This window comes from Gulosibacter sediminis, assembly GCF_023370115.1.
Lineage (GTDB): Bacteria > Actinomycetota > Actinomycetes > Actinomycetales > Microbacteriaceae > Gulosibacter > Gulosibacter sediminis_A.
The window spans coordinates 915,952-942,951 of the sequence record NZ_CP097160.1 but is presented as its reverse complement, the minus strand read 5'-3'; the positions used below and the strand labels follow the sequence as shown (position 1 = coordinate 942,951).

General features: G+C 67.9%; 23 protein-coding genes. 12 read left to right on the top strand and 11 right to left on the bottom strand.

Features of this window, described 5'->3' with window-relative positions; translation table 11 throughout:
- Positions 1–81 precede the first annotated feature (81 nt).
- The 5 genes from fepB to M3M28_RS04250 are packed head-to-tail and all read left to right on the top strand — an operon-like array spanning position 82 to position 5,240.
- Positions 82–1,107: a Fe2+-enterobactin ABC transporter substrate-binding protein gene (fepB, locus tag M3M28_RS04270; protein WP_249387585.1), complete on the top strand. Its 1,026-nt coding sequence runs from the start codon at positions 82–84 to the stop codon at positions 1,105–1,107.
- Positions 1,108–1,127: 20 nt separating this feature from the next.
- Positions 1,128–2,261 carry a FecCD family ABC transporter permease gene (locus tag M3M28_RS04265; protein WP_249387584.1) on the top strand — a complete coding sequence of 378 codons (1,134 nt, stop codon included), beginning with the start codon at positions 1,128–1,130 and terminating at the stop codon, positions 2,259–2,261.
- Positions 2,258–3,322: a FecCD family ABC transporter permease gene (locus M3M28_RS04260; protein ID WP_249387583.1), complete on the top strand. Its 1,065-nt coding sequence runs from the start codon at positions 2,258–2,260 to the stop codon at positions 3,320–3,322. Before M3M28_RS04265 ends, M3M28_RS04260 begins: the two co-directional genes overlap by 4 nt.
- Entirely contained in the window at positions 3,322–4,206 is an 885-nt protein-coding gene (locus M3M28_RS04255; protein WP_431193857.1) for an ABC transporter ATP-binding protein, read from the top strand. Before M3M28_RS04260 ends, M3M28_RS04255 begins: the two co-directional genes overlap by 1 nt.
- Positions 4,203–5,240, top strand: coding sequence for an LLM class flavin-dependent oxidoreductase (locus M3M28_RS04250; protein WP_249387582.1), 1,038 nt, complete (start codon positions 4,203–4,205; stop codon positions 5,238–5,240). The genes M3M28_RS04255 and M3M28_RS04250 overlap by 4 nt, the downstream gene beginning before the upstream one ends.
- A 90-nt stretch (positions 5,241–5,330) precedes the next feature.
- Here the strand turns inward: M3M28_RS04250 and M3M28_RS04245 are convergent, their stop codons facing one another.
- From M3M28_RS04245 to M3M28_RS04215, 7 genes are all read right to left on the bottom strand, one after another.
- Positions 5,331–5,855, bottom strand: coding sequence for an aminoacyl-tRNA deacylase (locus M3M28_RS04245; RefSeq protein ID WP_249387581.1), 525 nt, complete (start codon positions 5,853–5,855; stop codon positions 5,331–5,333).
- 42 nt (positions 5,856–5,897) lie between these two features.
- The gene (gene efeB / locus M3M28_RS04240) at positions 5,898–7,256 is read right to left on the bottom strand and encodes an iron uptake transporter deferrochelatase/peroxidase subunit (protein WP_431193856.1); all 1,359 of its coding nucleotides are present in this window, start codon (positions 7,254–7,256) and stop codon (positions 5,898–5,900) included.
- Positions 7,257–7,296: 40 nt separating this feature from the next.
- On the bottom strand, positions 7,297–8,508 hold the full coding sequence (gene efeO, locus M3M28_RS04235; protein ID WP_249387580.1) for an iron uptake system protein EfeO: 1,212 nt from the start codon (positions 8,506–8,508) through the stop codon (positions 7,297–7,299).
- A 65-nt stretch (positions 8,509–8,573) separates the two neighbouring features.
- Positions 8,574–9,485: an iron uptake transporter permease EfeU gene (efeU, locus tag M3M28_RS04230; protein WP_249387579.1), complete on the bottom strand. Its 912-nt coding sequence runs from the start codon at positions 9,483–9,485 to the stop codon at positions 8,574–8,576.
- A 171-nt stretch (positions 9,486–9,656) separates the two neighbouring features.
- A complete protein-coding gene (locus M3M28_RS04225; RefSeq protein ID WP_249387578.1) occupies positions 9,657–12,236 on the bottom strand; it encodes an esterase-like activity of phytase family protein in 2,580 nt (859 codons plus the stop codon).
- A 109-nt stretch (positions 12,237–12,345) separates the two neighbouring features.
- Complete coding sequence (locus M3M28_RS04220) at positions 12,346–13,125, bottom strand: amino acid ABC transporter ATP-binding protein (protein WP_249387577.1); 780 nt, start codon at positions 13,123–13,125, stop codon at positions 12,346–12,348.
- 9 nt (positions 13,126–13,134) lie between these two features.
- Positions 13,135–15,456, bottom strand: coding sequence for an ABC transporter permease subunit (locus tag M3M28_RS04215; RefSeq protein WP_249387576.1), 2,322 nt, complete (start codon positions 15,454–15,456; stop codon positions 13,135–13,137).
- Between the two features lie 298 nt (positions 15,457–15,754).
- Between M3M28_RS04215 and M3M28_RS04210 the strand changes: the two genes are divergently transcribed.
- The gene (locus M3M28_RS04210) at positions 15,755–16,036 is read left to right on the top strand and encodes a DUF1540 domain-containing protein (protein ID WP_249387575.1); all 282 of its coding nucleotides are present in this window, start codon (positions 15,755–15,757) and stop codon (positions 16,034–16,036) included.
- Positions 16,037–16,196: 160 nt separating this feature from the next.
- On the opposite strand, the gene M3M28_RS04205 is transcribed toward M3M28_RS04210, so the two are convergent.
- Complete coding sequence (locus tag M3M28_RS04205; protein ID WP_249387574.1) at positions 16,197–17,039, bottom strand: hypothetical protein; 843 nt, start codon at positions 17,037–17,039, stop codon at positions 16,197–16,199.
- 117 nt (positions 17,040–17,156) lie between these two features.
- Between M3M28_RS04205 and M3M28_RS04200 the strand changes: the two genes are divergently transcribed.
- Positions 17,157–18,230 (top strand): flavin-containing monooxygenase, encoded by a 1,074-nt coding sequence (locus M3M28_RS04200; protein ID WP_249387573.1) that lies wholly within the window; start codon positions 17,157–17,159, stop codon positions 18,228–18,230.
- Here the strand turns inward: M3M28_RS04200 and M3M28_RS04195 are convergent.
- Positions 18,196–19,164 (bottom strand): YibE/F family protein, encoded by a 969-nt coding sequence (locus M3M28_RS04195; protein ID WP_249387572.1) that lies wholly within the window; start codon positions 19,162–19,164, stop codon positions 18,196–18,198. The two genes, M3M28_RS04200 and M3M28_RS04195, sit on opposite strands and share 35 nt — an antisense overlap.
- A gap of 209 nt (positions 19,165–19,373) precedes the next feature.
- Here M3M28_RS04195 and M3M28_RS04190 point away from each other — a divergent pair, with 209 nt between their 5' ends.
- The 5 genes from M3M28_RS04190 (at position 19,374) to M3M28_RS04170 (ending at position 24,389) form a co-directional block, all read left to right on the top strand.
- Positions 19,374–19,952: a TetR/AcrR family transcriptional regulator gene (locus M3M28_RS04190; RefSeq protein WP_249387571.1), complete on the top strand. Its 579-nt coding sequence runs from the start codon at positions 19,374–19,376 to the stop codon at positions 19,950–19,952.
- Positions 19,953–20,155: 203 nt separating this feature from the next.
- Positions 20,156–21,424: an ABC transporter substrate-binding protein gene (locus tag M3M28_RS04185; RefSeq protein WP_249387570.1), complete on the top strand. Its 1,269-nt coding sequence runs from the start codon at positions 20,156–20,158 to the stop codon at positions 21,422–21,424.
- 2 nt (positions 21,425–21,426) lie between these two features.
- A complete protein-coding gene (locus M3M28_RS04180; RefSeq protein WP_249387569.1) occupies positions 21,427–22,581 on the top strand; it encodes an ABC transporter ATP-binding protein in 1,155 nt (384 codons plus the stop codon).
- A gap of 1 nt (position 22,582) precedes the next feature.
- Positions 22,583–23,509, top strand: a complete 927-nt coding sequence (locus M3M28_RS04175) for an ABC transporter permease (RefSeq protein ID WP_249387568.1) — start codon at positions 22,583–22,585, stop codon at positions 23,507–23,509.
- Positions 23,510–23,519: 10 nt separating this feature from the next.
- Positions 23,520–24,389: an ABC transporter permease gene (locus M3M28_RS04170; RefSeq protein ID WP_249387567.1), complete on the top strand. Its 870-nt coding sequence runs from the start codon at positions 23,520–23,522 to the stop codon at positions 24,387–24,389.
- An 89-nt stretch (positions 24,390–24,478) separates the two neighbouring features.
- On the opposite strand, the gene nrdF is transcribed toward M3M28_RS04170, so the two are convergent.
- A complete protein-coding gene (gene nrdF, locus M3M28_RS04165; protein WP_125106361.1) occupies positions 24,479–25,447 on the bottom strand; it encodes a class 1b ribonucleoside-diphosphate reductase subunit beta in 969 nt (322 codons plus the stop codon).
- Positions 25,448–25,548: 101 nt separating this feature from the next.
- Positions 25,549–26,916 (bottom strand): NAD(P)/FAD-dependent oxidoreductase, encoded by a 1,368-nt coding sequence (locus tag M3M28_RS04160; RefSeq protein WP_249387566.1) that lies wholly within the window; start codon positions 26,914–26,916, stop codon positions 25,549–25,551.
- Between the last annotated feature and the right edge of the window lie 84 nt (positions 26,917–27,000).

The window sequence follows — 27,000 nt, the reverse complement described above, 5'->3', positions numbered from 1 at the left end:
CTTCCTTGGAGAGCTGTCTGATGCTCAGGTCGGTGCGGAATGACCATGCCTGTGGCGCAGCCGCAGCGGAAGGGATGCACAGTGAAGTCTGGTGCGATCAAGTCGACAGGAATCCCGGGGCGCGTCCGCGCCGCGCTCGTCGGGGTGGCGGTGACCGCACTCGCGCTCACCGGCTGCGCCGCGAGCGACGCCGACGCCGAGTCGACGGATGCGGCCACGGGCGAGGCCGCCGCGTCGAACGTCGAGTACCCCCTCACGTTCGAGAACGCCGACGGCACCACGACCGAGATTCCCGAGCAGCCGACGAACATCGTCTCGACGTCGGTCACCGTCACCGGCTCGCTGCTCTCGTTTGGCGCGCCCGTCACCGCCTCGGGCGCCGCCGCGAACGGTCAGTTCTTCGCCCAGTGGGCTGACATCGCCGACGAGGCCGGCGTCGAGGCGATCTGGGCGGCCGGTGAGGTCGACGTCGAGTCGGTCATTGCAGCCGACCCCGACCTCATCGTCGTCGCCGCCACCGGTGCCGACTCGGCGATCGACAACCTCTCGGACTTCCAGGACATCGCCCCGACCATCGTCGTCGACTACGGCGGGGAGACCTGGCAGGAACTCACCCTCGAGCTCGCCGAGGCGACCGGCCTCACCGAGGATGCGCAGGCCACGATCGATGGCTTCGAGGCGCACGTCGCCGAGGTGAAGGAGCAGATCACCGTGCCCGAGGGCGAGGCGAACATCATCTCGTGCAACGGCCCGGGCGAGAACAACCCAATCGGTCGCGTCGGTGGCCCGCACGCCGAACTGCTCACCGAGCTCGGCTTCACGATCGAAGACCCGAACGTCGAATGGCACAACCAGGAGGGCGACCCGCGCAACGACTTCGTGTGGGCCAGCTACGAGAACCTCACCGAGCTCACCGCCGACACCACGTTCATCCTGTCGCAGGACAACGAGGGTGCCCAGGCATTCGCTGACGACAGCGTGCTCGCGAACCTGCCGAGTGTGCAGAACGGCCAGGTCTACGGGCTCGGCGTGAACTCGTTCCGCGTCGACTTCTACTCGGCAACCGAGATCGTCGACGGCGTGCTCGCGAACTTCGCCACCGCGTAAGCGCCTTCGTTTCTGAGGACTTGAGCACGACCAACGCGCGCAGCGCGCAGACCGCACGGGGCACCGCCAATTCGGCACTGCCCCGTGCGGCGTCCCCGTCGCCGGCCACAGCCCCGGCACGGGCTCCGCGCTCGCGCCGCCGCGGCACCCCGACGGGCGCCAAGCGGCCCGGCCTCTGGCTGACCCTCATCGGCGTCCTGATCGTGGCGCTGTTCCCAGTCTCGATCGTCGTCGGCACCGTCGATGTGTCGTTCGCCGACGCCTGGAACGCCTACTTCGCCTTCGACCCCGCGAACACGAACCACCTGCTCGTGCGCGAGGTGCGGATGCCCCGCACCGTGCTCGCGATCATCATCGGTGTCGGCCTCGGCGCCTCGGGCGTCGTGATGCAGGCCATCACCCGAAACCCACTCGCCGAGCCCGGCCTGCTCGGTGTGAACGCCGGCGTCACCTTCACCGTCGCCGTCGCGATCGCGTTCTTCGGCTTCGGCACGCTCACCGCATCGATGGTGTTCGGCTTTCTCGGCGCGGGCCTCACCGGCGCGGTCGTCTACATTCTCGGCGGGGTGCGCCGCGGAGCCGGCCCCGTGCGCCTCGTGCTCGCGGGCGCCGCGGTCAACGTCGTGTTGCTCGCGGGCACCCGCATCATCCTCGTCAACGTCGACACGACCGTCTTCGACCGCTTTCGAAGCTGGACCGTCGGTTCGCTCGAGGGCCGCGGGCTCGAACTCCTCCTGCCCACCGGCAGCGCCGTGCTCGCGGGCCTCATCATCGCCTACGCGCTCTCGGGCGCCCTCGACGCGAGCGTGCTCGGCAAGGACCTCAGCCGCTCGCTCGGCGCGAACCCGAACGTCGTGCTCTCGTTCGCGGCGCTCGCCATCATCGTCATGTGCGGCGCCTCAACCGCCGCGGCCGGCCCCATCAGCTTCGTCGGGCTGACGGCCCCGTTCGTCGGCCGCCTCATCGTCGGGCTCAACCACCGCCCGCTGATTCCCGCGACCGCGCTCGTCGCGGCCGCGGTCATGCTCGTCGCCGACATCGCCGGCCGCCTCATCGTGCCCTCCGGCGACATCGGCGTCGGCATCATGGTCTCGCTCGTCGGCGCCCCGACCTTCATCGCCATCGTGCGCCGGCGAAAGATTGCGCAGCTTTGACCGATTCCAAGACCCGTCCTGCCCCGCGGCTCGTGCGCGGGCGCGCGGTGCGCCTGCGCCGCGTCTCGTTCATCGTGCATCCGCGCGCCGTCACTATCACGCTGGCGCTGCTGCTCATCACGCTCGCGCTCGCCTCGCCCGCGATGACGCTCGGCAAGGTGAGCGTGCCGCTCGACGACCTGCTGCCCTCGATGTTCGGCCTGTCGGACGAGAGCAAGCACAACACCGTGGTGCAGAACCTGCGGTTCCCGCGCGTACTCGCCGCACTCTCGGCCGGCGCCGCGCTCGGCGTCTCGGGCGCGGTGTTCCAATCGGTCTCGCACAATGCGCTCGGCTCCCCCGACATCATCGGCCTCACCTCGGGCGCCGCGACCGGTGCCATCAGCCAGATCATTTTCTTCCAGGCCGGCCCGATTCAGGTCACGATCGGCGCCCTCATCGGCGGTGTCGGCACCGCGCTCATCATCTACCTGCTCTCGCTCAAGGGCGGCGTCACGGGCGGCTACCGGCTCGTGCTCATCGGTATCGGCGTCGGCGCCCTGCTTTCGTCGCTGAACAGCCTCATGATGGTGCGCGGCGACATCGACAACGCGTTCGCAGCGAACGTTTGGATCTCGGGGTCGCTCGACGACGTGAAGTGGGCGCAGGCGCTGCCGGCGTTCCTCGTCACGCTCATCGTGATTCCGCTCGTCGCGCTCTCGGCCCGACGTGCGACCCTGCTCGAGATGGGCGACGACATGGCCCGCCAGCTCGGCGTCAACGCCGAGGGCACGCGCCGCACGCTCATGCTGCTCGCCGTGATCCTCGCGGGCATCGCCACGAGGGCGGTCGGCCCGATCGCCTTCATCGCGCTCGCCTCGCCGCAGCTCGCGAAGCTCCTCACCCGGTCGACGACGTTCTCGGTCGTGGGCGCCGCGGCGATGGGCTCGTGCCTGCTCATGGTCGCCCACGTCATCACCGCCGTGCTGCCGGTGAGCATCAACCTGCCGATCGGTCAGGTCACCGGCCTCATCGGCGGCGTCTACCTCGCGTGGCTGCTCACCCGCTCAAACCAGGTCTGATGCCGAACCCGACCCCCGCATCCGCGCACCCAAACCAGCCCGACCCCGCCACCGCATCCGAAGGACTCTCGACCGCCGTGACCGCCGCACCTGCCCTGATCAAGGGCGAAGACCTCTCCCTTTCGTACGAGGAACGCCTCGTGTCGGAGCACCTCGACGTCGAGATTCCCAAGGGCGAGATCACGATCATCATCGGCCCGAACGCCTGCGGCAAGTCGACTCTGCTGCGCGCGCTCTCGCGCCTGCTCACGCCGAAGACGGGGCACGTCTCCCTCGACGGCAAGGATGTGCATCGGCTGCCCGCGAAGGAGTTCGCCCGCCGCCTCGGGCTGCTGCCGCAGCAGTCGAGCGCGCCGTTCGGCATCACGGTCGGAGACCTCACCGCCCGCGGCCGCTACCCGCACCAGAACCTCATGCAGCAGTGGACCGAGGCCGACGAGACCGCCGTCGACCGCGCCCTGCGCGCGACCGACCTGCTCGCGCTTGTCGACCGGCCCGTCGATGAGCTCTCGGGCGGGCAGCGCCAGCGCGTGTGGATCTCGCTGCTGCTCGCGCAGGACCCGCCCGTGATGCTGCTCGACGAGCCGACGACCTACCTCGACATCGCGAACCAGCTCGAGGTGCTCGAGCTCTGCCACCGACTCAACCGCGAGGAGGGGCGCACGATCGTGCTCGTGCTGCACGAGCTCACGCTCGCCGCACGCTACGCCGACAACCTCATCGTGATGCGCCAGGGCGAGATCGTGCGCCACGGCCCGGTGCGCGAGGTGCTCACCGAGCCCCTGCTCGAGGAGGTCTTCGGCATCACCTCGCACATCATCGACGACCCGGTGTCACACCGCCCGCTCGTGATCCCTCTCGAAAGCGTCAAGGCCCGCGCATGAGGCCGGCGCCGCTCGCAGGCCTCTCGCTCTCACCTACCTGGCTTCGCGGTGGGGCATGGCGGGATGCGCCGCAGCGCGCCCGCGAGTACGTCGCGGGTGCCGGGGCCATCGCCGTCGCGCAGCGCGCCGAACGCGCGGGCTGGGACTACCTCCTCAAGCCGGATGTGCCGGCACTGCCCCTCGTGCGTGCGGGCCGCGGCGCGGAGTTCTTTGGGCCCGACCCGCTCACGCTCATGAGCGTCATTGCGGGCGCGACCGAGCGCATCCGGCTCTTCCCCACCTGTTCCACGACATTCTCGCGACCGTATCAACTCGCCCGCGAGTTGCGATCGCTCGACGCCCTCAGCGGTGGCCGAGCCGGCTGGAACGCCGTGTGGTCGCTTGCCGGACACGACAACTTCGGGCTCGTGCGCGAGGATGCGCCGGCAACCCGCCTGGCGGCAGCGAACGCGGCGCTCGCGGCGCTGCACGACCTCTGGTCAGGCTTCGACGCGGATGGCCTCGTCGCCGACGCCGCGACCGGCGAGTTTGCGCGACTCGAGCGGCTGCGCGTTGGCGATGCGCAGCTCGCCGCCGGCGTGCAAGGCCCGCTCACGCTGCCCGGCCGCGGAGCGTTGCCCATGATGACCGCGGCTGGTTCGCCGTTGATGCTCGACTTCGCCGCCAGGTGGGCCGATTCGATGTTCGCGGCGACCGGCAACGTCGCAGCTGCCCGCTCGCTCGCCACTGACGTCTCGCGCCGCGCGCTCGAGCATGGCCGGGCCGCCGACGTCGTTGGCGTGCATCCGGGCATCATCATGTCGGTGCGCTCCGGCGGCGCCGCGCCCCTACCAGAGGCGGACGGCGCGGGCGCGCGTCACTTCGTCGCGGCGGGCACACCCGAGGAGGTCGCTGCTCGCGTCGCCGAGTTTCTGCACGACAGCGATGCGCCCGGCTTCGTCGCCCTGCCGTTCGGCGGGTGGGAAAGCCTCGAACTCGCTCTCGAAGAGGTGCTCCCCCGCCTTCGTGCCCGGCTCGGGGCCGCCACCACGTGATCGGCCCGCGGCCGGCCGTCGCGCCATGGGTGTCGGGTTTGGCCACGTTCGCGGCTCGTTGTCGCGAGTTCTTGGGGCTGACCGCAACACCTATGCTTCGGCGGGCGCCTCGACGAATGCCGGGTCGGGCTCGGTGATGTCGACGCGCTCGGCGCCGAAGTGGGCGAGCAGGTCGTCGCCGTCGAGGTAGATCCCGACCGAGTACGCCCCGCCGCCGACGGTGATGGGCCCGGGCTCGACGAGCACGTCGGCCACGACGTCGAGCGGCGTCAACGTGCCGAACGGCGTGATCGTGCCGCGGGCGAAGCCGGTGACCGCCTTCGCCTCGTCGGCCGAGGGCATGGCGGCCTTGTTCACGCCGAGCACGGCGCGCAGCTTCGGCCACGAGATGACCCGGTCGCCGGGCACGAGCACCACGTGGTACTCCCCCGTGCCGTCCTTCACGATCATCGACTTCACGATCTGCCGGGGCCGCACGCCGCGCAGCGCCGCCGCCTCGGCGAGCGACGACGCCTTGCCGTGCGTGCGCACCTCGTGGCGGATGCCCGAGGCCGCGACAGCCGCGACCGCCCGGTTGTTCGCGGGGTCGAGCTCGGGTGATTGCACAGAAGTCATACGAAAGAAGACGACGCAGCTCTGCCGATTATTCCCGCCCCACTACGCCTCGAAGAGCGTCGCCCCCGCGTAGCTGCCGTCGGTCGGAATCGGCGGTACGGCCCAGACCCCGCTCGAGACGTGGCGAATGTACTCGTTGAGCAGGTCGCGCGAGAGGTTCTTCTGAATGTCGATGAACTGCTGCGGGTCACGCTGGAACGAGATGAACAGCAGGCCCGCGTCGAGCAGCCCGAGTTCGTCGTTGCCGTCGACGTAGTTGAAGGCGCGACGAAGGATGCGCTTGCCCCCGTTCTGCTCGGGATGCGCGAGGTGCACGTGCGATTGCACCGGGATGCGGGGCTCCCCGGCCGAGTCGGTCGCGGCGAAGTTCGGCGCGGTGAACTCGTCGCCGCCCGAGAGCGGCGCCCCCTCGCCCTTGTCGCGGCCGAAGACGCGCTCCTGCTCGCCGAGCTGCGAGCGATCCCACGACTCGATGAGCATGCGGATCTTGCGCACGATCATGTACGAGCCGCCGGCGAGCCAGTCGGGGCCGTCGCCCTGCTGCACCCAGACGTAGTCGTTCGTATCGTCGACGTCCTCCGCCATGATGTTGTGCGTGCCGTCTTTGAACCCGAAGAGGTTGCGGGGCGTGCGCTGGGCGCGGCTCGTCGAGGAGGTGCGCCCGAAGCCGAGCGAGCTCCATTTCAGGGTCGCGGTGCCGAATGCCATGCGGGTGAAATTGCGGATCGCGTGCACCGCGACCTGCGGGTCGTCGGCGCATGCCTGCACGGCGAGGTCGCCGCCCGAGATCGCCGCGCGCAGGTCGTCGCCCGAGAATGCCGGCAGCGGGGCGAGGGCCTCGGGTCGCTGGTCGCGCACGCCGAAGCGGTCGTTGCCATCCGCATCCTCAAATACCCCGGGGCCGAAGCCGATCGTGATCGTAAGGCCCGACGGTGGCAGACCAAGCGCCTCGCCGGTGTCGTCGGGCGGCGCGTACTCCGACCCGCCGACGGCGCCCGAGGCCGAAACGTCGAGCCCAAGCTGGAGGCGCGACGCGGCGTAGCTCCACCGCTGCAATAAGTCGATGAGTTCCTCGCGCGACGCGTCGTCGTCGATGTCGAAGGCCGCGAAGTGCACGCGGTCCTGCATCGGCGTGGTGATGCCGGCCGGATGCTCGCCGAAGAAGGCGTACGTCGTGCCGTCGCCCTCTGACTGCTCGGCGATGGTCTGGCCGAGCCGCACCCCGGCGCCGCCAGCGAGCATCCCCATCACGCCGCTCGCGGCGATGGCGCCGAAGAGCCCGCGCCGGCTGACGTGCTCGGGCTTGGGTGTCGCCGCCGAAGCGCCCGCCTCGCCCGAGTCGGTGGACTCGGGCGAGGCGGGCTGGTCGTCGTCGGCGCCGGTGAGACCGGTTGTTGCCATGGTGTTCTTCCTCCCGCTCACGCGGGGTTACGGATGTGCCTTAGCCGAGCAGCAGCGCGGTGAGCTGCGACAGCGGTTCGGCGAGTGCCGAGACCTTGTCGCTGAGCCCCTTGATCTGCTCTTCGGTGAGATCCTCGTAATTCGTGAAGCCGTCGTCAAGCGACCCGTACTGCGCGAGTTCGGCGTTGAGTTCGTCGAAGCCCGCGTCGATGTCGGCGACGAGCTGCGCACCCTCTTCGCCCTTCGCGAGCGCCATGTCGCGCACGATGCCGAAGGCCACCTCGGCGCCCTCGACGTTCGCCTGGAAGTCGGTGAGGTCGGTGCCCGACCACCAGTCTTCCTCGCCGGTGATCTTGCCGGTCGCGACCTCGTCGAGCAGGCCGATGGCGCCGTTCGAGATGTCACCGAGCTGCAGCTCGAAGTCGTCGGAGGTCACGAGGTCGTTGAGCTCGGCGATGTCCGAGACGAGCTGCTCACCGAGTTCGGCGCGCTCGGCGTCGGTCGACGGGGTCCAGCCCTCGAGCGCATCGGTGTCGTCGGAGTTGAGGTCGCCATCGGTCGGCGGCCAGAGGTCCTTCTCGATGCGGTGGAAGCCGGTCCAGTCGAGGCCCTCCTCGCGGGCATCCACCTCGCGGTAGTCGATCTTCGGGTCGAGGTCGCCGAAGGCCTCGGCGGTCGGCTCGATGCGCTCGTAGTAGACGCGGGTGCTCGCGAACAGCTCGCGCGCGGTCTCGTCGTCGCCCGAGACGTAGGCCTCGACGAACTCGTCGACGGCGGGCACGAGCTGCGACACCTGGTCGCGCACGTAGGCCTTGTAGTTGTCGATCGCCGTTTGCTGCAGCTCGGCGTCGTCGCCCGAGAGCTCGACGCGGTCGCCCGAGACCGAGAAGTCGGTCTGGCCGACGTTGTCGCCGACCATGCCCGGCTTGCAGGCGGTGAAGTAGCTGCCCGGTTGCGCGACAACGGTGAGCGTTCGCACGGTGCCGGGCGCGATGTTCTCGACCTCGCCCACAATGCGCAGGCCGTCATCGGCGAGCAGGTAGAACTCGGTGACCCGGTCGCCGTCGTTCGACACGTTAAACGTGAGGGTGCCCGCGGTGGCCTCGGCGGTCGAGACCGTGCACTTCGAGTCGGTGCTCGAGACGGTGATTGCTTCGCCCGCCGCGTCGGTGCCGGCGTTCGGCACGCAGCCAGCCAGCACGAGCGTGAGCGCCGCAAGGCCGGGCACGAGCCCGAATCGTAGTTTGCGCATGAGTGTCCTGTTCTTCTGATGCGTGAGAAGGGTGATCTAAAGGTGCTGGCGGGCGGATGCCGGGGTCAGGCGGTCGCGACGCGTGCGGCTTTGGCCGCGGCCCGGGCCGCGCGGCTGCGGCGGTACTGGCGCAGGAACAGCAGCATCGTGATGAGGAGGTAGGCGATCCAGGCAATGACCGAGAGCTTTGACATGTCGGGCACGAAGCCGATCGTGCCCTTGAGCAGCGAGGCGACGAAGCCGTCGGGCGGGATGCTGCTCGAGAGCTGGAATGCCCAGGCGTCCTGCCCGTACCAGCTCGCGAGCCAGGCGGGCGCGCCGTCCGGCGCCGCGAGGTACGGGCCGGGCAGCACCGCGGCTTCCTGGAGGTCGCCGATGGCGTAGGCGAGCACGCCGCCCGCGAGCACGACGAGCACGATACCGGTGACGAGGAAGAACTTTGAGAGGTCGACGCGGAGCATGCCGCGCATGAGCAGCCAGGCGATCGCGACGGCGGCGAGGATGCCGAGCACCGCTGAGCCGAGGCCGGTGTACCACGGGGTATCGCCGGTGCCGCGGGTCGTCGACCAGACGAACAGCGCGGTCTCGAGGCCCTCGCGGCCGACCGACACGATCGCGAGCGCGACGATGCCCCAGCCGCTGCCCTGGTGGATGCGCGCATCCACTTCGCGCTCGAGGTCACCGCGGAGGTTCGCCGAGGTCTTGCCCATCCAGAAGACCATGAAGGTCACCATCGCGACCGCGACGAGCGAGAGCGAGCCGCCGATGATCTCCTGCGCCTGAAACGAGAGGCCGTAGGCGCCGAAGGTGAGGATCGCGCCGAGCAGCAGGCTGATGGCGACGGCGATGCCGACGCCGATCGTGATCGGGCGAATCAGATCGCGGCGGTCGATGCGGCGCACATAGGCGAGCAGAATGCCGACGACGAGTGCGGCCTCGAGCCCCTCACGGAGGCCAATCAGGAATGCTCCGAGCATTGGGGTAGCGGATCCATCTCTGGTGCAGTACGGCCCCACCCGGGTTAGGTAAGGCTCACTTAATAAACTATAAATCACACGCGGACCCGAGATGAGGAAAAACGAGCCCCGGGCCCCAAAAACCTGCGGCGGCAGGGTTTCGGAACCCGGGACTGTGGTTGCGCGCTACTACTACGTTTGGTTGCGGCGGCGCAGCACGAGCGCCGCGCCCGCGGCGATGGCGCCCGCGGCGAAGAGGCCGATCAGCGCGATCGTGCCCGCGTCGGCACCGGTGGTGGCGAGGTTGCCGTTAGCGTCGGTGGCGGTGTCGCTCGGCGAGGCGGCCGGCTCGGATGCGCCATCGGTCGACGAGGCGCTGGCCGTCGTGGTGGGCACGGCGGTCGAGGTCGGCTCGGTCGTCTCGGTGGGCTCGGGCGACTGCGTCGGTTCCGGGTCGGTACCGAACGCGTCGTCCGCCGAACCGAGGCGGAGGAACACGGTCTCGCCGGTGGCGTCGTCGAGGCCGTCGTTGTCGGTCACCGCGTAGAGCTGGCCGTCGGCCGAGATGGTGAAGCCCTCGAGCTTCTCCTGGGTCCAGCCCTTCACGGACTGCAGCTCGGGCAGCACGTCGATCGCGAGGTTCTTCTCAACGGGAATCACCGCGCCATCCGCGTCGGCGATCGCCTGTGCATCCGGAATCTCGACCGTGTAGATGCGCTTGATCGCGGCATTCGGGCCGTTGAGCTTGTCGCGCTCGATCACCGCGAGGGTGTTGTCGTCGACGACGGTGATCTCCGAGAGGCCCATCCAGTCGCCGGCGACGTCGGTCGACTCGAGCTCGTAGCCGAACCAGGCGAACTCGCCGGTCGCCGTCGAGAACTGGCCGATGCGGGTCGTGTTCGCGCCCTCGAGCGGCTCAAGCGGCGACGCGGCGGGGTCAACCCACAGCGGGCGCTGCACCGCGAAGTAGAGCACCTCGTTGCCGTCGGCGTCCTCGGTCACCGTGACGCCCTCGAGGCCCCACTTGCCGATGTGCGCCGAGACGTCCTCCGGCAGCGAGATTTCCTGCACCACGTTGAGCTCGGCGTCGAGTTCGACGAGGAGGTTCTCGGCGCCCGTCGCCCCCTCCGAAGCGAGCCAGAATCCGCCGTCGGCCTTTGCCGCGATACCCTCGATGTCGTACGAGGTGACCACGCCATCCTTCGTGACGTCGCGGGCCTCGGTGATGAGGGCGGGCTCAGCCGACACGTCGATCGTGTAGATGCGGTTGTTCTTCAGCGCCGCGTCGGTCGCCGAGTAGAGCAGGTTCGCGTCGCTCGGGTCTGCCGTGAGCGCGCCGAGCGCCGACCAGCCGATGGGCAGGCCGTTCTCGTCATCGCCCGAGACGATGCTCGGCTGCGCCGGGGTGGCGTCGCCGAACTGGAAGATGTTCACCGAGCTGCGGAAGCCGGCCGAAGCCTCGTCGACCTCGCTCGAGACGAGTAAGAGGTCGCGCGACGGCACGGGCAGAACGCCCTCGGGGCCGTTCGTCGTGAACAGCAGCTGCTCGTAAGCCGGGTTGGCGGGGTCGTCGACGTTGTAGACCGCGACGAAGTTCGAGCGCTCCGAGGCGATGAACGCATAGTTCGTGCCGTTGTACTCGGCGATCGCGAGGCCCTCGGGCTCGGGGCCCTTCTTGCCGGCGCGGCCGTCGTTGTAGAGGCCGTGCTGGATCGCGAGGTGCTCGAAGCTGTTGCCGGCGTCCCACTGCACGGTGCCGTCGATGCCGAAGACGGTCCAGCCGCGGGTGCCGCCCTTCCAGTCGCCCTCGTTCGCGGTCGCGAGCGTGGTGTTGTTCACCCAGCCGACCGCGTCGGGCTCGCGCGGGGTGTCGGTGATCGAGCCGCTGAGGTCGATCACGCCGTCGTCCTCGGTGTCGAGCTGGTTGACCGAGACCGTGCCGGCGCTCCACGCATCGGTGACGGTGCGCGTCTCGAGGTCGATGATCGCGACGCCGTTGTTCTCCTGCAGGGTCACCGCGGCGACGTTGTCGCTGTTGATCGAGACGTACTCGGGCTCCGGATCCTCCGGGGTGTCGAGGCCGGCGTTCGCCATGACCTCGATCGGGGCGCCAGTCTCGTCGACGAGGTCGACGCGCTCCGACTGCCAGGTCGTCGGGTCGCCCGCGAGGTCGATCACCGAGACGAAGCCGGCGGGGAGCTGCGGTAGGCCGCCGTCGACGTCCTCGCGCTCCTCGTCGCGCTGGTTCTCGATCGCGATGGCCGCATACTGGCCGTCGTCCGAGATGTCGATCGAGTCGGGCTGCCCCTCGAGGTCGATCGAGGCAACGCGCTCGCGGTCGCTGATGCGGAGCACGTCGACGCGGCCCTTGGGGTGCTCGAAGTCGCCGCCGGTCTCGTCGATGACGACGAGCACGTAGTCGCCGATCGCCGCGACCGAAGTCGGCTGGTCGTCGGCGTGGCCGAGCTCGGCCAGCGAGACGGTGCCGGTGCCCTGGGGCGACGAGGGGTCGGTGACATCGATGAAGCCGATGCGCTGGCCGAGCGCGTCGGTGTAGATCATCGTCGAGCCGTCGGGGGTGATCGTCGAGATCTCGGCGACGGTCTCGGCCGCGGGGTCGACGCCTTCCGGCACGTTGAGGTACACGGGATAAGTGGCCGTGCGGGTGAATGCCCCGTCGGCGGCAACGGCGGGTCCGGCAGCCACGAAGCAGCTCAGGGCGAGGCCCGAAACGGCAAGCGCGGCGACCGGAGCGATGCGGCGAATGCGCATGGTGCTCCTTTGCAGATGTCAGCGTGTGCGACTTCCCACTCTGGTCTGCGCGCGGAAACGCACAGCGACCTCCGGGTAAACACGGAGGTCGCTGTGGGTGGTGATTTCGCTAGAGCACCTTCGAGAGGAAGTCCTGCGTGCGGGCCTCCTTGGGCGAGTCGAACAGCACCTTGGGGTCGCCCTCTTCGACGACGACGCCCTCGGCCATGAACACGACCCGGTCGGCGACCTCGCGGGCGAAGCCCATCTCGTGCGTGACGAGCACCATCGTCATGCCGGATGCGGCGAGGTCGCGGATCACCTGGAGCACCTCGCCGACCATCTCGGGGTCGAGGGCGCTCGTGGCCTCGTCGAACAGCATGATCTGCGGGCTCATCGCGAGCGCGCGGGCGATCGCCACGCGCTGCTTTTGCCCGCCCGAAAGCTGCGACGGGCGCGCATCCGCCTTGTCGGCGAGACCGACGCGCGTGAGCAGCTCTTCGGCCCGCTTGCGCGCATCCGCCTTCGACATCTTCTTGAGCTCGGTCGGCGCGAGCGCGACGTTCTGCAGCACCGTCATGTTCGGGAACAGGTTGAAGTGCTGGAACACCATGCCGATGCGCTGGCGCACCTTGTCGAGCTTCTCGCCCTTCGCGGCGGCGATGTTCTCGCCGGTGATGAAGACCTCGCCGCTCGTGACGTCCTCGAGTCGGTTGAGGCAGCGCAGCAGCGTCGACTTACCCGAACCCGAGGGGCCGATGACGGCGATGACCTCACCGTTCGCGACCTCGAGGTCGATGCCCTTGAGCACCTTGTTCGAACCGAAGGCCTTGTGCAGGTCGACGACCCGGATCGGCGTCTCGTCGGCGGTGGAGACAGGCTGCGTGTACAGCGTTTTGTCGTTCGTCATGTTCTCGCCTTACTTGTTGAGCTTGCGGTCGACCCAGTTGCTCAGCAGTGTGAGCAGCCAGATCACAATGAAGTACATGAACGCGACGACGATCCAGATCTCGAAGGAGCGGAAGGTCGAGGCGATCACGATGCGGCCCTGGTAGGTGAGCTCGGCGAAGCCAAGCACCGACAGCAGCGAGGTGTCCTTCAACGTGATGATGAACTGGTTGATGAGGTTCGGCGTCATGATCTTGAACGCCTGTGGCATCACGACGCGGCGCATCGAAGCGCCCCAGCCGAGACCGAGCGAGCGCGACGCCTCCATCTGTCCCGGGTCAACCGACTGCACGCCACCGCGCACGATCTCGGTGATGTAGGCACCGGCGTTGAGCGAGAGGGTGATGACACCGGCCGTCAGCGCGTCGAGCGTGACCTGCTGTCCCAGGAATTGCTGGAAGAACGCGGGCACACCGAAGTAGAAGAAGAACGCCTGCACGATGACTGGCGTGCCTCGGAAGATGTTCACGTACGCGCCCGCGAGGCCGCGCAAGAACCAGTTGCTCGAGAGCTTGAGAATGCCGAAGAGGATACCGAGCACCATGGCGAAGACGATCGAAAGGAACGTCGCCCAGAGGGTGAAGCCAAGACCCTGCATGAGGGCCGGCATCGCGTTCGCGACGAGGGCGAAGAACGACGTGCCCGCCGCCTCCTCTTCATTCGCGAGGTAGCGGTCGATGATCTGCTGGTAGGCACCCGATTCCATCGCGGCGTCGAGGCCGGCGTTGAACATCTCGAGCAGCTCGGCGTTCTCACCCTTGTTCACCGCGAAGCCGTAGTCGGCACCGGGCTCGGGGTCGGTCACGATCTTGAGCGGTACATTGCCCGAGGCGATGCCGTACTGCAGCACGGGCGCATCCTCGAACGCGGCCACCGAGTTGCCGGTCGCGACGTCGTTGTACATGTCGGCCGAGTCCTGAAACGAGTTGAGTTCGAAGCCGATGTCCTTCGAGAGCGTCTCGGCGAACGCGTAGCCCTCGGTGCCGGTCTTCACGGCGACGGTCTGGCCCGCGAGGTCCTCGTAGGTCGAGATGTCGCTGTCTTCGGCGACGGCCATCTGCACGCCCGACTGGTAGTAGGGCTCGGAGAAGTCGAAGACTTCCTTGCGCTCGTCGGTGATGCTCATGCCGGCCATCACCGCATCCGCCTGGCCCGACTGCACCGCCTGCAGGGCCGCGTCGAAGCCGAGCGACTGGATCTCGACCTCGAAGCCTTGGTTCGCGGCGATGGCCTTGAGGAGGTCCATGTCGATGCCGACCATCTCGCCGTTCTGCTGGAACTCGAAGGGCGCGAAGGTGGTGTCGGTGGCGACGACGAAGGTGCCGTTCTCGACCGGGGTGTCGGTCGCGAAGTTCGGGTTGTCCGGCAGCTCGCCGGGCTCGCCGTAGTCGAGCTGCTCGTTGCCGAGCGCAGCCTGGCCGTTACCGATCGAGGCGGCCTCGGGCGCGTTCTCGCCGAGGTACTCGTCGAGGATGTCCTGGTAGGTACCGTTCTCGATGACGTTCTTCAGACCGTCGTTAAAGGCGGCGACGAGCTCGGGGTTCTGGCCCTTCTGCACGCCCATGCCGTAGCTCGAGGCCTTCTCCTGGTCGGTGACCGTCTTGAGGCCCGAGTTACCGGTCGCGATGGCGTAGGCGAGGATCGGGTAGTCGTCGAACACGGCGACCGAGTTGCCCGACGTGACGTCGTTGTAGGCGTCGGCCGCATCCTGGAAACCGGTGACCTCGAAGCCGTAGTCCTCCGCGAGCGTCGTCGCGAAGTCGTACCCTTCGGTGCCGGTTTTCGCCGACACCGTCTCGCCGGCGAGATCCTCATAGCCCTTGATGCTGTCGTTGTCGTCGGCGACGGCCATCTGGATGCCCGAGTCGAAGTAGGGGTTCGAGAAGTCGAACGACTGCTTGCGCTCGTCGGTGATGCTCATGCCGGCCATCACCGCATCCGCCTGGCCCGACTGCACGGCCTGGAGCGCGCCGTCGAAGCCGAGCACCTGAATGTCGATGTCGAAGCCTTGGTCTTCGGCGATCGCGTTGATCAGGTCCATGTCGATGCCGACGAGCTCGCCGCCCTCTTCGAACTCGAAGGGCGCCCACGTCGTGTCGGTGGCGATAACGAAGGTCTGCCCCTCCGCGGGCTTCGGATCCTCAGCCGACTGCGCCTGGTTGCCGGTGATCGCCTGCGCTGCGCCGGCGGCGGTGCCGACCGTGAGCAGCAGTACGAGTAGCACCGCGAGAGTCGAGAGTGCCGAATTGCGGTGGTGTTGCCACTGCAGGAGGCGTTGCTGGAACGATTTCATGCTCTTCCTCTGGTCAACGTTGACCCCAGCTTGTGAATCAGATGCTCACTTGCTGAGAATTCACCTCACCACCCTAGGTGACTTGGCTCGCATGCCGTGGAAGTCGGCGCGATCCGCGCGCGATCGTTACCCGATTGCGGGAGATACCGGGGTTCTCACGGCCATTTGTCCGGGTGGAGCGTGTTCACACGCGTCGCACAGGGCAGCCTTCCCTTGCTGGTGCGTTCGCTGCGAGCACAGTAACTTGGCCGCAAGCGGCGCGAAAAAGCGGATGCGTGCCAGGCGGAAGGCGAACATCATGACGGACCTCACGGCAGTTCAGGCGTGCAGCACCACGGCATGCTCGTACAACAACGGCGGCTGCACCGCAGCCGGCATCACCGTCGGCGGCAGCGAGCAGGGCGCGAGCTGCACGACCTTCATCACGCTCGACGCGCGCGGCGGCCTGCCTGTCGCGAACTCGCACGTGACCGCGTGCCAGCGCCTCGAGTGCGTGCACAACACCGACCTCATGTGCTCGGCAGCGGCCGTCTCGATTCAGGGCGACACCGCGAACTGCTCGAGCTACGAGGTTCGCTAGCCCTTCTTATCGAATTCGCCCGGGCTCACCGGCGTCTCGGTCGCACAGTCTGCGCGGCCGGCGCCGGTGAGCTTTTTCGTGAAGAAGACGCGATTGAAGCCGCCATCGCGGCGTCACTCGGTTTCGACGTGGCCGCGCGAGCGCCGACATTGGGGTGGAGCTATTCGCTCGCGGACAGGTCGAGGTCGAGCAGCGCCTTGAGGTCGGCGCGGAGTTCGCTCTCGCTGCGCGCGGCCTCATCGAACGGCGCGAACACGATGGTCGTGTCGTCGTCGCCGACGTGCATGAGTGTGAGGCCCGACTGGTCGACGTCGACGACGAACGTGCGGCCGACGACGGGAACGCACGGCTCGGTCGTCTCGCGGCGCGACAGCGTGATGCCGCCGAACCAGCCCTCGATGAAGGCGGCCGCGTACATGCTGAGTAGGTCGTCGTCTGCCGCGAAGGTGAGTTCCGCGGCGACGTCGTCGACGCGGCGCGCGAAGAGGGCATCGCAGGTGCGGTGGCGGGCCGCGATCTCACCGAAGGGCATCGCTGTGATGCCGTTGCTCGTGTGTGTGACGACGCGGTCGCTATGAACGATGCCGAGGCGGCCGCCCGGCTGCGACGCGAGCTCGACGAGGTGCGCCGGCAGCAGCACGTCGCGGAGCGCGAAGTCGGCCTCGGCCAGCGTGAGCCACTCGAGTGTGCCGAGCAGGTGGGTCGTCGCCGAGATGATGCGCACGTCGAAGGCGGGCGACTCCTTGAGGAAGTCGAGGCGCACCTCGATCGGCTCGTCGCCGCGGAAAGCGTCGTCGACGTCGTCAACCGCGACATTCGCGGCGACAAGCAGCGTGCCATCGCTCGCGAGACCGTGCGCGACCGAGTGCAGGTGCGGCTGCTCGGCGGCCTCGAACGCAATGATTGCGCAGGTGCCGGCGCCAGTGAGGATGCGGTGGGTCAACGAGTGCGCCCGGTTGTCGAGCAGTGTCTTGGTCTGCACGGACTCCGCAGCGTTCGTCATTTGCATCCTCTTCTCGGTGGGCAAGTAAGTACAGCCTAAGCTAAGTGACCCTGTGGGCATAAGTCCCACGTCATTGCGTTACCTCTCAGGGACGAATTCGCGCGCATGGAGGCTGGGATGTTTGACGTTGTGGTGATCGGTGCCGGGCAGGCCGGGCTCGCGGCGGCGTACTGGCTGCAGCGCCGCAGCCTCGTACCCTGGCGCGACTTCGTCGTGCTCGATCGCAACGACGGCCCCGGCGGCGCCTGGCGGCACCGGTGGCCGACCCTGACGCTGGGACGCGCCCACGGCATCCACGACCTGCCGGGCCTCGCGCTCGGCGAGCCGGATGCGGAGCGGCCCGCGAGCGAGGTCGTCGCCGAGTACTACGGGCGGTACGAGCGCGAGTTCGGGCTGCCGATCGAGCGCCCCGTGCGCGTTGGCCGGGTTGAGGCGGAGCATGCGGGCGCGGATGCGCCGCTCGTGGTGCGCGCCGGCAAGCGGAGCTGGCGAACGCGGCTCGTCATTTCGGCGGCGGGCACGTGGACGAAGCCGTTCGTGCCGCACGTGCCGGGCATCGAGTCGTTCGCGGGGCGGCAACTGCGCACCGTGGATTTTTGGGATGCCGAGGAGTTTCGCGGCCAGCACGTGGTCGTCGTGGGCGGCGGGCTGAGCGCCGTGCAGTTCATCCTCATGCTCGAGCAGGCCGGGGCGACGACGACCTGGTCGACGCGGCGCGAGCCGGACTGGGTCGACGACCCGTTTGACGAGCGCTGGGGTGTCGCGGTCGAGGAGCGCGTGGATGCTCGTGCGAGCGCCGGGCTCGTGCCGTTCTCGGTCGTGCGCAACACCGGCATCCCGCCCTGGCCCGAGTATTTGGCCGCGCGCGACCGCGGCCGGCTCGTGTCGTCGGGGCCGATCCGCCGCATCCGGCCCGACGCCGTCGAGTTCGCGAGCGGCGAGGTGGTGCGTGCCGACGCGATCCTCTGGTCGACCGGCTTTCGCGCCGACCTCGACCATCTCGCGCCCCTGCGTCTGCGCGAGCCGGGCGGCGGCATCGCGACGCGCAACGGCGTCGAGGTTGTGCGCGACGACCGCGTGCTGCTCGTCGGCTACGGCGCATCCGCCTCGACGGTCGGCGCGACGCGCGCGGGCCGCCGCGCCGCCCTCACGGCCCTCACCCGCCTCCCCGCCCCCGCGCTGCTCGGTTGAGTGGTCGTTTTTTGTCGTTTCCAGTCCCTGGAAACGACAAAAAACGACCACACAACCGGCGGGAGCGGAGGCGAGGGCGGCTACCAGACGGCGCGGTCTGCGTCGAAGCGGGGGCCGCGTTTGACCGTGCTGGCAAGCATCGCCGCGATGCCCGTCGTGAGCGGGATCGCGAGCACGAGGCCGATCGAGGCGACGAGCGTGCGGAACACCTCGGCGCCGATCTCGCCGGCGGTGATCGTGTCGAAAAAGCCGCGATGCCGGCGCAGGTGCCGATCACCGCCGTCGTGGTGCGGATCGAGATGCCGTGGGCGATGTAGACGCTAGGGAAGATCATCGCGCCGGCCGCGACCAGGGCGACGAGGGTCGGGCTCACGCCCGACAGTAGCGCGGGTGCGAGGAACCACGCGACGACGCCGACACCGACGCTGAGGCCGAGCACCGCGCGCAGGCCCCGACCTCGGGCGACGAGCACGACGACAAGCAGATAGAGCACGAAGAGCAGCCCGAGCGGGAGCTTTCGCTCGTGGTCGAAGTAGGAATAGGTCTGCGCCGCCTCGGCGTTGGCAGCCGGGTCGGTCGCGCCCGTCACCGAGATGATGCGGATGCGGTCGCCCTCGTGCATGCCGCTGAGCACGTCGGCGGTTACGTGCACCTCGATTGACTCGCCAGCGATGGAGTCGGAGACGCCCGTCGCGCTGACGGTGCCGAGCTGCGGATCTGCGGGCACCTCGTCGACGGTCGCCTCAAGCAGTTCGACGCCCGGCGCGAGCAGCTGCGTTTGCGGCACCTGCGACGCGTTCGGCCAGAGGGCGATGAGCCCGACGATGGTGGCGATGAACAGCGCCACCGCGATCGCGCCGAGGGTGATGGTCGAGGCGCGCGAGGGCGCGGTCTCATGGTCGACGGTGTGCCCGCGCACGTGGGAGGAACCCATGCCGCCAACCCTAAGACGCGAGGACGCTCCCCCACCTCTGCCTCGCCGCGAGGGGGTTGAGTGGTCAGTTGTTGTAGTTCTGGCAGTGCCAGAACTACAACAGCTGACCACTCAACCCCCGCACGAGACTGGAGCGGGTGACCGTCTAGCCGGTACACTCAGCCGAACTCCGTGCATCGAAGCACGGGCCAGGTCATAAAGGAGCTGCCATGCCTCCGATCGCCACCAACCGTCGCGTCGAGTTCATCGACGCCTACCGCGACCTCGTGCTCGAGCGCGGCGAGCGAGGCGCCACCCTCGACGCGCTCGCGAAGCACGTCGGCGCCTCCAAGGGCGGACTGCTCCACCACTTTCCCTCGAAATCCGCGCTCGTCGACGGGCTCTGCGAACGCTTCACCGAGCTCGTCGCCGAAGACATCGCCGACCTCCCCGGCAGCGGGCTCACGCCAACCGAGTGGTACCTCGGCACCTCGAACGACTACACGGCGCCGCTCGAGCGCACCATGTCGGCGCTCATCCGTCTCACCCCGGCGAACGAGGCGACGATCCGGCCAGTGCTGCGCCGCGCCCGAGCCCAGTGGTACAGCATCATCCTCGCCGACGTGGGCGACGCGGTGCTCGCGAAGTCGATCATCCTGCTCGGCGACGGCATCGCATATCACGCCGAGACGTATGGCACGAGCGATGACTCGGAGTTCACCGATTCCGCCAGCGTCGAGCGGGTCGTCGAACTCGTCGCGCAACTGCGCGAGCAGCGGGCCTCGCGGCCCAACGCATCCCCCCACTGAAATTCGTTGAGATATACCGACCAGACGGTGTACTCTCAGTCCAACTCAACCCGACGCCACTACGTACGCGACCCGGCAACATCCCACCGGCACCGCGCCACGGCACTGGTAACCCTCGGAATGCCGAAGTTTCGAGCAGTGCACACCGCGGAGTCGGACCCGGTGCGCAAATGTCGAGGCGTCCTGTTCAACCAGGAGCCGATATGTCTCGTGAGTTCGTTTTTCCCGACGCCAACGCACCCCGCGACCCAATGATCGAGTCGCTCGTGCGCATGAGCCGCCAGGCCGCAGGCACTGGCCTCACGCGGCGCTCCCTCCTCGCCGGCGCCGGCGCCGCCGGCCTGCTGTCGCTGCTCGCGGCCTGCGGTACCGGCGGCACGACCCCTTCAGGCGGCGGCGAAACCGGCGCCGCGCTCACCCCGGCGACCGACCTCTCCGACACCGAGAAGCTCGTGCGCTGGTCGAACTGGACCCTCTACCTCGACTACGACGACTCGAGCGGCACCTACCCCACACTCGAGAAATTCATCGAGACCTCGGGCATCGACGTCACCTACACCGAAGACATCGACTCGAACGACTCCTACTTCGGCAAGTACCAGAACCAGCTCTCGAACGGGCAGGACATCGGCGCCGACGTCATGACCCTCACCGACTGGATGGTCGCCCGCCTGATGCGCCTCGGCTACGTGCAGCCACTCACCCTCGACAACATGCCGAATGTGCAAGCGAACCTGCTGCCCGAGTACATGAACGCGAGCTTCGACGAGGGCCGCAAGTATTCGGTCACCTGGCAGGGCGGCTTCACCGGCCTCGCCTGGAACAAGGAACAGGTGCCGAACGGCCTGCACACGCTCGACGACCTGTGGGACCCGGAATACAAGGGCCGCGTCGTCGTGCTCGACGAGATGCTTGACACCATGGCCCTGCTGCTCATGGGCAACGGCGTCGACATCGCGAGCGACTGGGGCGACGACGAGTTCGACGCCGCGCTCGACGTGCTCAAGGAGCACATCGCCTCGGGCCAGATTCGCCAGGTCAAGGGCAACTCCTACAAAGAGGACCTCATCTCGGGCGACGCCGTCGCGGTGCTCGCATGGTCGGGCGACATCACACAGCTCAACTTCGAGAATGGCGACCGCTGGGACTTCGCGCTGCCCGAGTCGGGCGGCGACCTCTGGGCCGACAACTTCACGGTGCCGATGGGCGGCACCCACACGAAGAACGTCGAAACGCTCATCGATTACTACTACCAGCCGGAGGTCGCCGCCGAGGTCGCGGCCTACGTGAACTACATCTGCCCGGTCGAGGGTGCCCGCGAGGAGATGGAGAAGATCGACCCCGAGCTCGCGAACAACGAGCTCATCTTCCCGACCGAGGAGTACCTCGCGAACTCGCAGACCATGCGCGCGCTCACGCCCGAAGAAGACTCGAAGTACAACCAGCTCTTCCAGCAGGCGATCGGAAACTAACCATGACCACCACATCGGCTGCAGACCGCGCCACGGGCGCGTCGAGCTCGGGCGGCTCCATGCTCGAGCTCGACGCCCTGGCGAAGCACTACGGCGAATTCACCGCGGTGCACCCACTCGACCTCAACATCCCTGCCGGGCAATTCTTTGCCCTGCTCGGCCCATCCGGATGCGGCAAGACCACCACCCTGCGGATGGTCGCAGGCCTGGATGCGCCGAGCGCGGGTTCGATTCGCATCGGCGGCACCGACATCACCCAGCTGCCGGCCCACAAGCGGCCGGTGAACACGGTGTTTCAGTCGTACGCACTGTTCCCGCACATGAGCGTGTTCGAGAACGTCGCGTTCGGCCTCAAGCGTCGCCGGGTCGGCGATTGGAAGGCACGCGCGCAGGAGTTCCTCGAACTGGTCGAGCTCGAGCACCTTGCCAATCGCAAGCCCACCCAGCTCTCGGGCGGGCAGCAGCAGCGCGTCGCCCTGGCGCGGGCGCTCGTGAACAAGCCTGAGATCCTGCTGCTCGACGAGCCGCTCGGCGCGCTCGACATGAAGCTGCGGCGGCAGATGCAGACCGAGCTCAAGCGCATCCAAACTGACGTCGGCCTCACCTTCGTGCACGTGACGCACGACCAGGAAGAGGCCATGTCGATGGCCGACACCGTCGCCGTCATGAACGCGGGCCGCATCGAGCAGCTCGGACCGCCACAGGAGCTCTACGACCTGCCGCGCACGGCGTTCGTCGCGAACTTCCTCGGTCGCTCAAACCTCATGCCGGGCACGGTGGTTGGCCGCCGCGGCGAGTTTCTCGAGGTGGATGCGGCGGGGCACCGCGTGCTGCTCTCCTCGGCTCGCGCCGTGTCCGAGTCGGGCGGCGTGCTGGTCGGCGTGCGGCCCGAGAAGCTCGACATCCGAGCCGCGACGCCCGGCGAGGACTCCACGGCCGAGAACGAGCTGGCCGGCACCGTCACCGACACCGCCTTCGCGGGCATGTCGAACGAGTACCACGTTGAGGTGCCCGGGCTCGGCGACTTCGCCGTGTTCGCGCAGAACCGCGGTGCGGCGATCCTGCAGCCGGGCGACGCGGTGAAGCTGTCGTGGCACCCCGAGCACGCGTTCGGATTGGACGGCGCCGAAGACGCCGACGCGGGCGAGGAATCGTGACATGGCCCGCACCGACTCTGACGCCACCACCGCCATTGTGGTGAAGTCGGGCGGCGAGGTGCCGAAGGGCCGCCGCTCGAGGGCGGGCTATGGCCTCATCGCCCCCGGTCTGCTGTTCCTGCTCATCTTCTTCGTCGTGCCGGTGTTCACGCTGCTCGCGACGTCGCTCTACGTGAAGCCGCCGGGGGCCGACATCGGACAGTACGCCCCGGCGCTCGAGTTTGGCAACTACGCCATCGTGCTCGGCGACTACTGGCCCGAGCTGCTGCGTTCGTTCGGCTTCGCGCTCATCGCGACGGTGCTCTGCCTCGTCATCGGGTACCCGATGGCCTATCTCATCGCGGTGCGGCTGCGGGGGCACGGGTTCTTGCAGGGGTTACTGCTCGTGCTGCTGATCGCGCCGTTCTTCACGTCGTTCGTGCTGCGCACGCAGGCGTGGCGGCAGGTGCTCGCCGACGAGGGCTTCATCGTGCAGTCACTGAAAACACTGCACCTCATGCCCGCCGACGCGACGCTCACCGCGACGAGCTTTGCCGTGGTCGCCGGCCTCACCTACAACTTCCTGCCGTTCATGGTGCTGCCGATCTTCGCGAATCTGCAGGCGCTCGACGGGCGGCTGCTCGAGGCGGGGCGCGACCTGTACGCGAACGACATGACGGTGTTCCGCAAGGTCACCTTCCCGTTGTCGGTGCCGGGCGTGCTTGCGGGCACGCTGCTCACGTTCATCCCCGCGGCGGGCGACTACGTCAGCGCCGCGATCCTCGGCAATAACCGAAATACGACAATGATCGGTCAGGTCATCGAGTCGCGGTTCATGCGGGTGCTCGACTATCCCGGCGCGGCCGCGCTGTCGTTCATCCTCATGCTGTCGATCCTGATTCTCGTGTCGCTCTACGTGCGCCGCTTCGGCACTCGAGACCTCGTCTAGGAGACCCGCAATGGCTATCGCAACTCAAAGCCGCGGCGCGAAGATCGGCGCCGCGCTCGGACGCTGGGCGATCCCCGTGCTCGGCGGACTCGCGTTTCTCTACCTGCTGCTGCCGATCGCGTACATCTTCGTGTTCTCGTTCAACGAACCGGCGCGCACGAACCTCACGTGGCGCGGCTTCACATTCGAGAACTGGGCGAACCCGTGTGGTGCGCCGGGCGTGTGTCAGTCGGTCGGGGTGTCGATCCAGATCGGCCTCGTGGCGACCCTCATCGCGCTCGTGCTCGGCACACTCCTCGCCTACGGACTCGACCGCTTCGCGTTCAAGTTCCGCGACTCGATGGGCTTTCTCATCTACCTGCCGCTCACGACCCCCGACGTCGTGCTCGGCGCATCTCTGCTCGCGTTCTTCCTCAACGTCGGCCTCGAGCTCGGGTTCTGGACGATCGTCATCGCGCACTCGGTGTTCTGCATGTCGTTCGTGATCGTGACGATTCGGGCGCGCATCGCGACGCTGAATCCGTCGATTGAGGAGGCCGGCCGCGACCTCTACGGATCGCCAGCCCAGGTGTTCCTGCGGGTCACGCTGCCGCAGCTCATCCCCGGCATCCTCGCCGCCGGCCTGTTGTCATTCGCGATGAGCTTCGATGACTTCATCATCACGAACTTCAACTCAGGCACGGTCGAGACGTTCCCGAAGTTCGTGTACGTCGCGGCGGCCCGTGGCATCCCGGCCGAGGCGAACGTCATCGGCTCGGCGATGTTCCTCATCGCCGTGCTCGTGGTCGTGCTCGGCCAGGTCGTGCCGTGGCTGCAAAAGCGCCGGATGCGGGCGGCCACCGAGGTGCCAACAACCACCCGAGCCCTCTCCCGCCGCTAACCCCCTCTCGGCGGGCAAGGAAGAGGCCCGGTCCGCGAATTGTCGCGGGCCGGGCCTTTCGCGCGAGCCAGGAGCTCAGCGGGACGGGGCTAGAACGCCCAGTCGTCGTCCTCGGTGTTTTCGGCCTTGCCGATGACGTACGACGAGCCCGAACCCGAGAAGAAGTCGTGGTTCTCGTCGGCGTTCGGCGAGAGCGCCGACAGGATCGCCGGGTTCACGTCGGTCACGGTCGACGGGAACATCGCCTCGTAGCCGAGGTTCATCAATGCCTTGTTCGCGTTGTAGTGGAGGAACTTCTTGACGTCCTCTGACCAGCCGACCCCGTCATAGAGGTCGTGCGTGTAGGCAACCTCGTTCTCGTAAAGCTCGTACATGAGCCCGAAGGTCCAGTCCTTGAGCTCGTCGCGACGCTCCTGCGATTCGCGCTCGAGGCCCTGCTGGTACTTGTAGCCGATGTAGTACCCGTGCACGGCCTCGTCGCGAATGATGAGGCGAATGAGATCGGCCGTGTTCGTGAGCTTCGCGTGCGACGACCAGTACATCGGCAGGTAGAAGCCTGAGTAGAAGAGGAACGACTCGAGCAGCGTCGAGGCCACCTTCTTCTTCAGCGGGTCGTCACCGTGGTAGTGGTCGAGCACGATCTGCGCCTTCTTCTGGAGCAGCGGGTTCTCCCGCGACCAGCGGAACGCGTCGTCGATCTGCGGCGTGTTCGCGAGCGTCGAGAAGATCGACGAGTAGCTCTTCGCGTGCACCGACTCCATGAACGCGATGTTCGTGTAGACGGCCTCCTCGTGCGAGGTCACGGCGTCGGGAATCAGTGAGATTGCACCCACGGTGCCCTGCAGCGTGTCAAGCAGGGTGAGCCCCGTAAACACGCGCATCGTGAGGCGCTGCTCGTCTTCGGTCAGCGTCGCCCACGACTGAATGTCGTTCGACAGCGGCACCTTCTCGGGCAGCCAGAAGTTGTTGGTCAGCCGGTTCCAGACCTCAAGATCTTTATCATCCTGGATCCGGTTCCAGTTGATTGCCTCCACGTGCGTGAGCAGGTGATCACCCATAGAAACGCTCCTCCTTGTCGCGACGAGTCTAGCCCGAGTGGAGGGCCGACTCGGGTGTAAACACGGGCCCCAGCCATTCGATTCCGCCCGCGGTGAACACGCTACGAATCGAAGCCGAGCCCGACCGCATCCATCGTGCGCAGCCAGAGGTTTCGCCGCCCCGTTTCATCCTCGCGCGCCATCGACCAGCGCGAGAGGTTGACGCCGAGCGCGCGGGCCGGTTCGGGCGGGAACCGCAGCGGATGCTTGCGCACGAGATCGAGCGCGAGACGGTCGGTCTGCTCCCCCGTGAGCTGGTCGAGCATCACCTGCGCGCCGAAGCGCGTGGCGGCGACGCCGAGCCCCGTGAACCCGACCGCGTACGCGATGCGCCCGCGCGACACGACATCGCTCGTCACGCAGAACTGCGTCGACGTGTCGATCATGCCACCCCACTGGTGTGTGAACCGCACGCCCTCGAGCTGCGGATACGTCGCGAAGAAGTTGCGCTCGAGGGTCGCGAACGTCTCGGCGCGCTGCGTCAGTGACTCGCTGCGGCGCGAGCCGAAGTAGTAGACGGCGTCGTAGCCGCCCCAGAGAATACGGCCGTCGTCGGTCTTGCGGTAGTAGTGGAACTGATTGCCCGCATCCGAAAGCCCCTCCTGGCCCGTCCAGCCGATGCGCTCGAACTGCTCGTCGCTCAGCGGCTCGGTCATGAGCGCATAGTCGTACACCGGCACCGTCACACCCGCGAGGCGGCGCAGCAGCGGCGGATACGCGTTCGTCGCGAGCACGACCTGCTTCGCTCGGATGCTCCCCCGCTCGGTGTGCGCCCGCAGCTCGCTCGCGTGGTCAAGTCGACGCACGATGCTGTGTTCGTACACCTCGACGCCCGCCGCGAGCACCGCATCCAGTAGACCGAGGGCGAGCTTGTACGGGTCGACAGTCGCGCCGGCCGACGTGTGCGTCGCGGCGACGTAGGCGGGCGACTTCGTGAACTCACCGATGCGATCGGGCCCGATGAAGGTCGTCGGCTCGCCGTGCGCCGTCGCCTCGGGCGCGAAGTCTTCGAGCGCATCCGCCTGCCACTGCGTGCGCGCGAACGTGAGGTTGCCGGCCTCGGTCCAGTCGCACGCGATGCCGTGACGGGCGACGTCGGCGCGCATCCCCTCGAAGTTTTCGTCGCTGAGGCGCGCGATCTCGCTCGCCTGCTCGGGCCAGCGTTCGAGCGCGTTGCCAATGCCGTGGCTGATGCTCGGCTCGACAAAGCCACCGTTGCGGCCGCTCGCTGCGTGGCCGATCGTGCCGCCCTCGAGCAGGGTGATGCGGCGGCCGGGTTCGCGTTCGGCCGCAAGCAGGGCCGACCAGAGGCCGGTGTAGCCGCCGCCGATGATGAGCAGGTCGGTGTGCTGATTGCCGTGCAGCGACGGGCGCGGGGCGCGCTTCGGTGCGCGATCGATCCAGAATGAGCGAGCAATACGGTCGTGCATCGGTGCCACGGGTGCATCCCGGCGAGGTGCCGGCTGGGCGACTGCACCCACCCCCTACCGTCCAGACGGTACAGTATCAAGCCG

Coding starts and splice junctions, on each gene's coding strand:
- M3M28_RS04255 (WP_431193857.1), top strand. CDS start 3,322: ATGCCGAACCCGACCCCCGCATCCGCGCACCCAAACCAGCCCGACCCC.
- M3M28_RS04250 (WP_249387582.1), top strand. CDS start 4,203: ATGAGGCCGGCGCCGCTCGCAGGCCTCTCGCTCTCACCTACCTGGCTT.
- M3M28_RS04245 (WP_249387581.1), bottom strand. CDS start 5,855: ATGACTTCTGTGCAATCACCCGAGCTCGACCCCGCGAACAACCGGGCG.
- efeB (WP_431193856.1), bottom strand. CDS start 7,256: ATGGCAACAACCGGTCTCACCGGCGCCGACGACGACCAGCCCGCCTCG.
- efeO (WP_249387580.1), bottom strand. CDS start 8,508: ATGCGCAAACTACGATTCGGGCTCGTGCCCGGCCTTGCGGCGCTCACG.
- efeU (WP_249387579.1), bottom strand. CDS start 9,485: ATGCTCGGAGCATTCCTGATTGGCCTCCGTGAGGGGCTCGAGGCCGCA.
- M3M28_RS04225 (WP_249387578.1), bottom strand. CDS start 12,236: ATGCGCATTCGCCGCATCGCTCCGGTCGCCGCGCTTGCCGTTTCGGGC.
- M3M28_RS04220 (WP_249387577.1), bottom strand. CDS start 13,125: ATGACGAACGACAAAACGCTGTACACGCAGCCTGTCTCCACCGCCGAC.
- M3M28_RS04215 (WP_249387576.1), bottom strand. CDS start 15,456: ATGAAATCGTTCCAGCAACGCCTCCTGCAGTGGCAACACCACCGCAAT.
- M3M28_RS04210 (WP_249387575.1), top strand. CDS start 15,755: ATGACGGACCTCACGGCAGTTCAGGCGTGCAGCACCACGGCATGCTCG.
- M3M28_RS04205 (WP_249387574.1), bottom strand. CDS start 17,039: ATGACGAACGCTGCGGAGTCCGTGCAGACCAAGACACTGCTCGACAAC.
- M3M28_RS04200 (WP_249387573.1), top strand. CDS start 17,157: ATGTTTGACGTTGTGGTGATCGGTGCCGGGCAGGCCGGGCTCGCGGCG.
- M3M28_RS04195 (WP_249387572.1), bottom strand. CDS start 19,164: ATGGGTTCCTCCCACGTGCGCGGGCACACCGTCGACCATGAGACCGCG.
- M3M28_RS04190 (WP_249387571.1), top strand. CDS start 19,374: ATGCCTCCGATCGCCACCAACCGTCGCGTCGAGTTCATCGACGCCTAC.
- M3M28_RS04185 (WP_249387570.1), top strand. CDS start 20,156: ATGTCTCGTGAGTTCGTTTTTCCCGACGCCAACGCACCCCGCGACCCA.
- M3M28_RS04180 (WP_249387569.1), top strand. CDS start 21,427: ATGACCACCACATCGGCTGCAGACCGCGCCACGGGCGCGTCGAGCTCG.
- M3M28_RS04175 (WP_249387568.1), top strand. CDS start 22,583: ATGGCCCGCACCGACTCTGACGCCACCACCGCCATTGTGGTGAAGTCG.
- M3M28_RS04170 (WP_249387567.1), top strand. CDS start 23,520: ATGGCTATCGCAACTCAAAGCCGCGGCGCGAAGATCGGCGCCGCGCTC.
- nrdF (WP_125106361.1), bottom strand. CDS start 25,447: ATGGGTGATCACCTGCTCACGCACGTGGAGGCAATCAACTGGAACCGG.
- M3M28_RS04160 (WP_249387566.1), bottom strand. CDS start 26,916: ATGCACGACCGTATTGCTCGCTCATTCTGGATCGATCGCGCACCGAAG.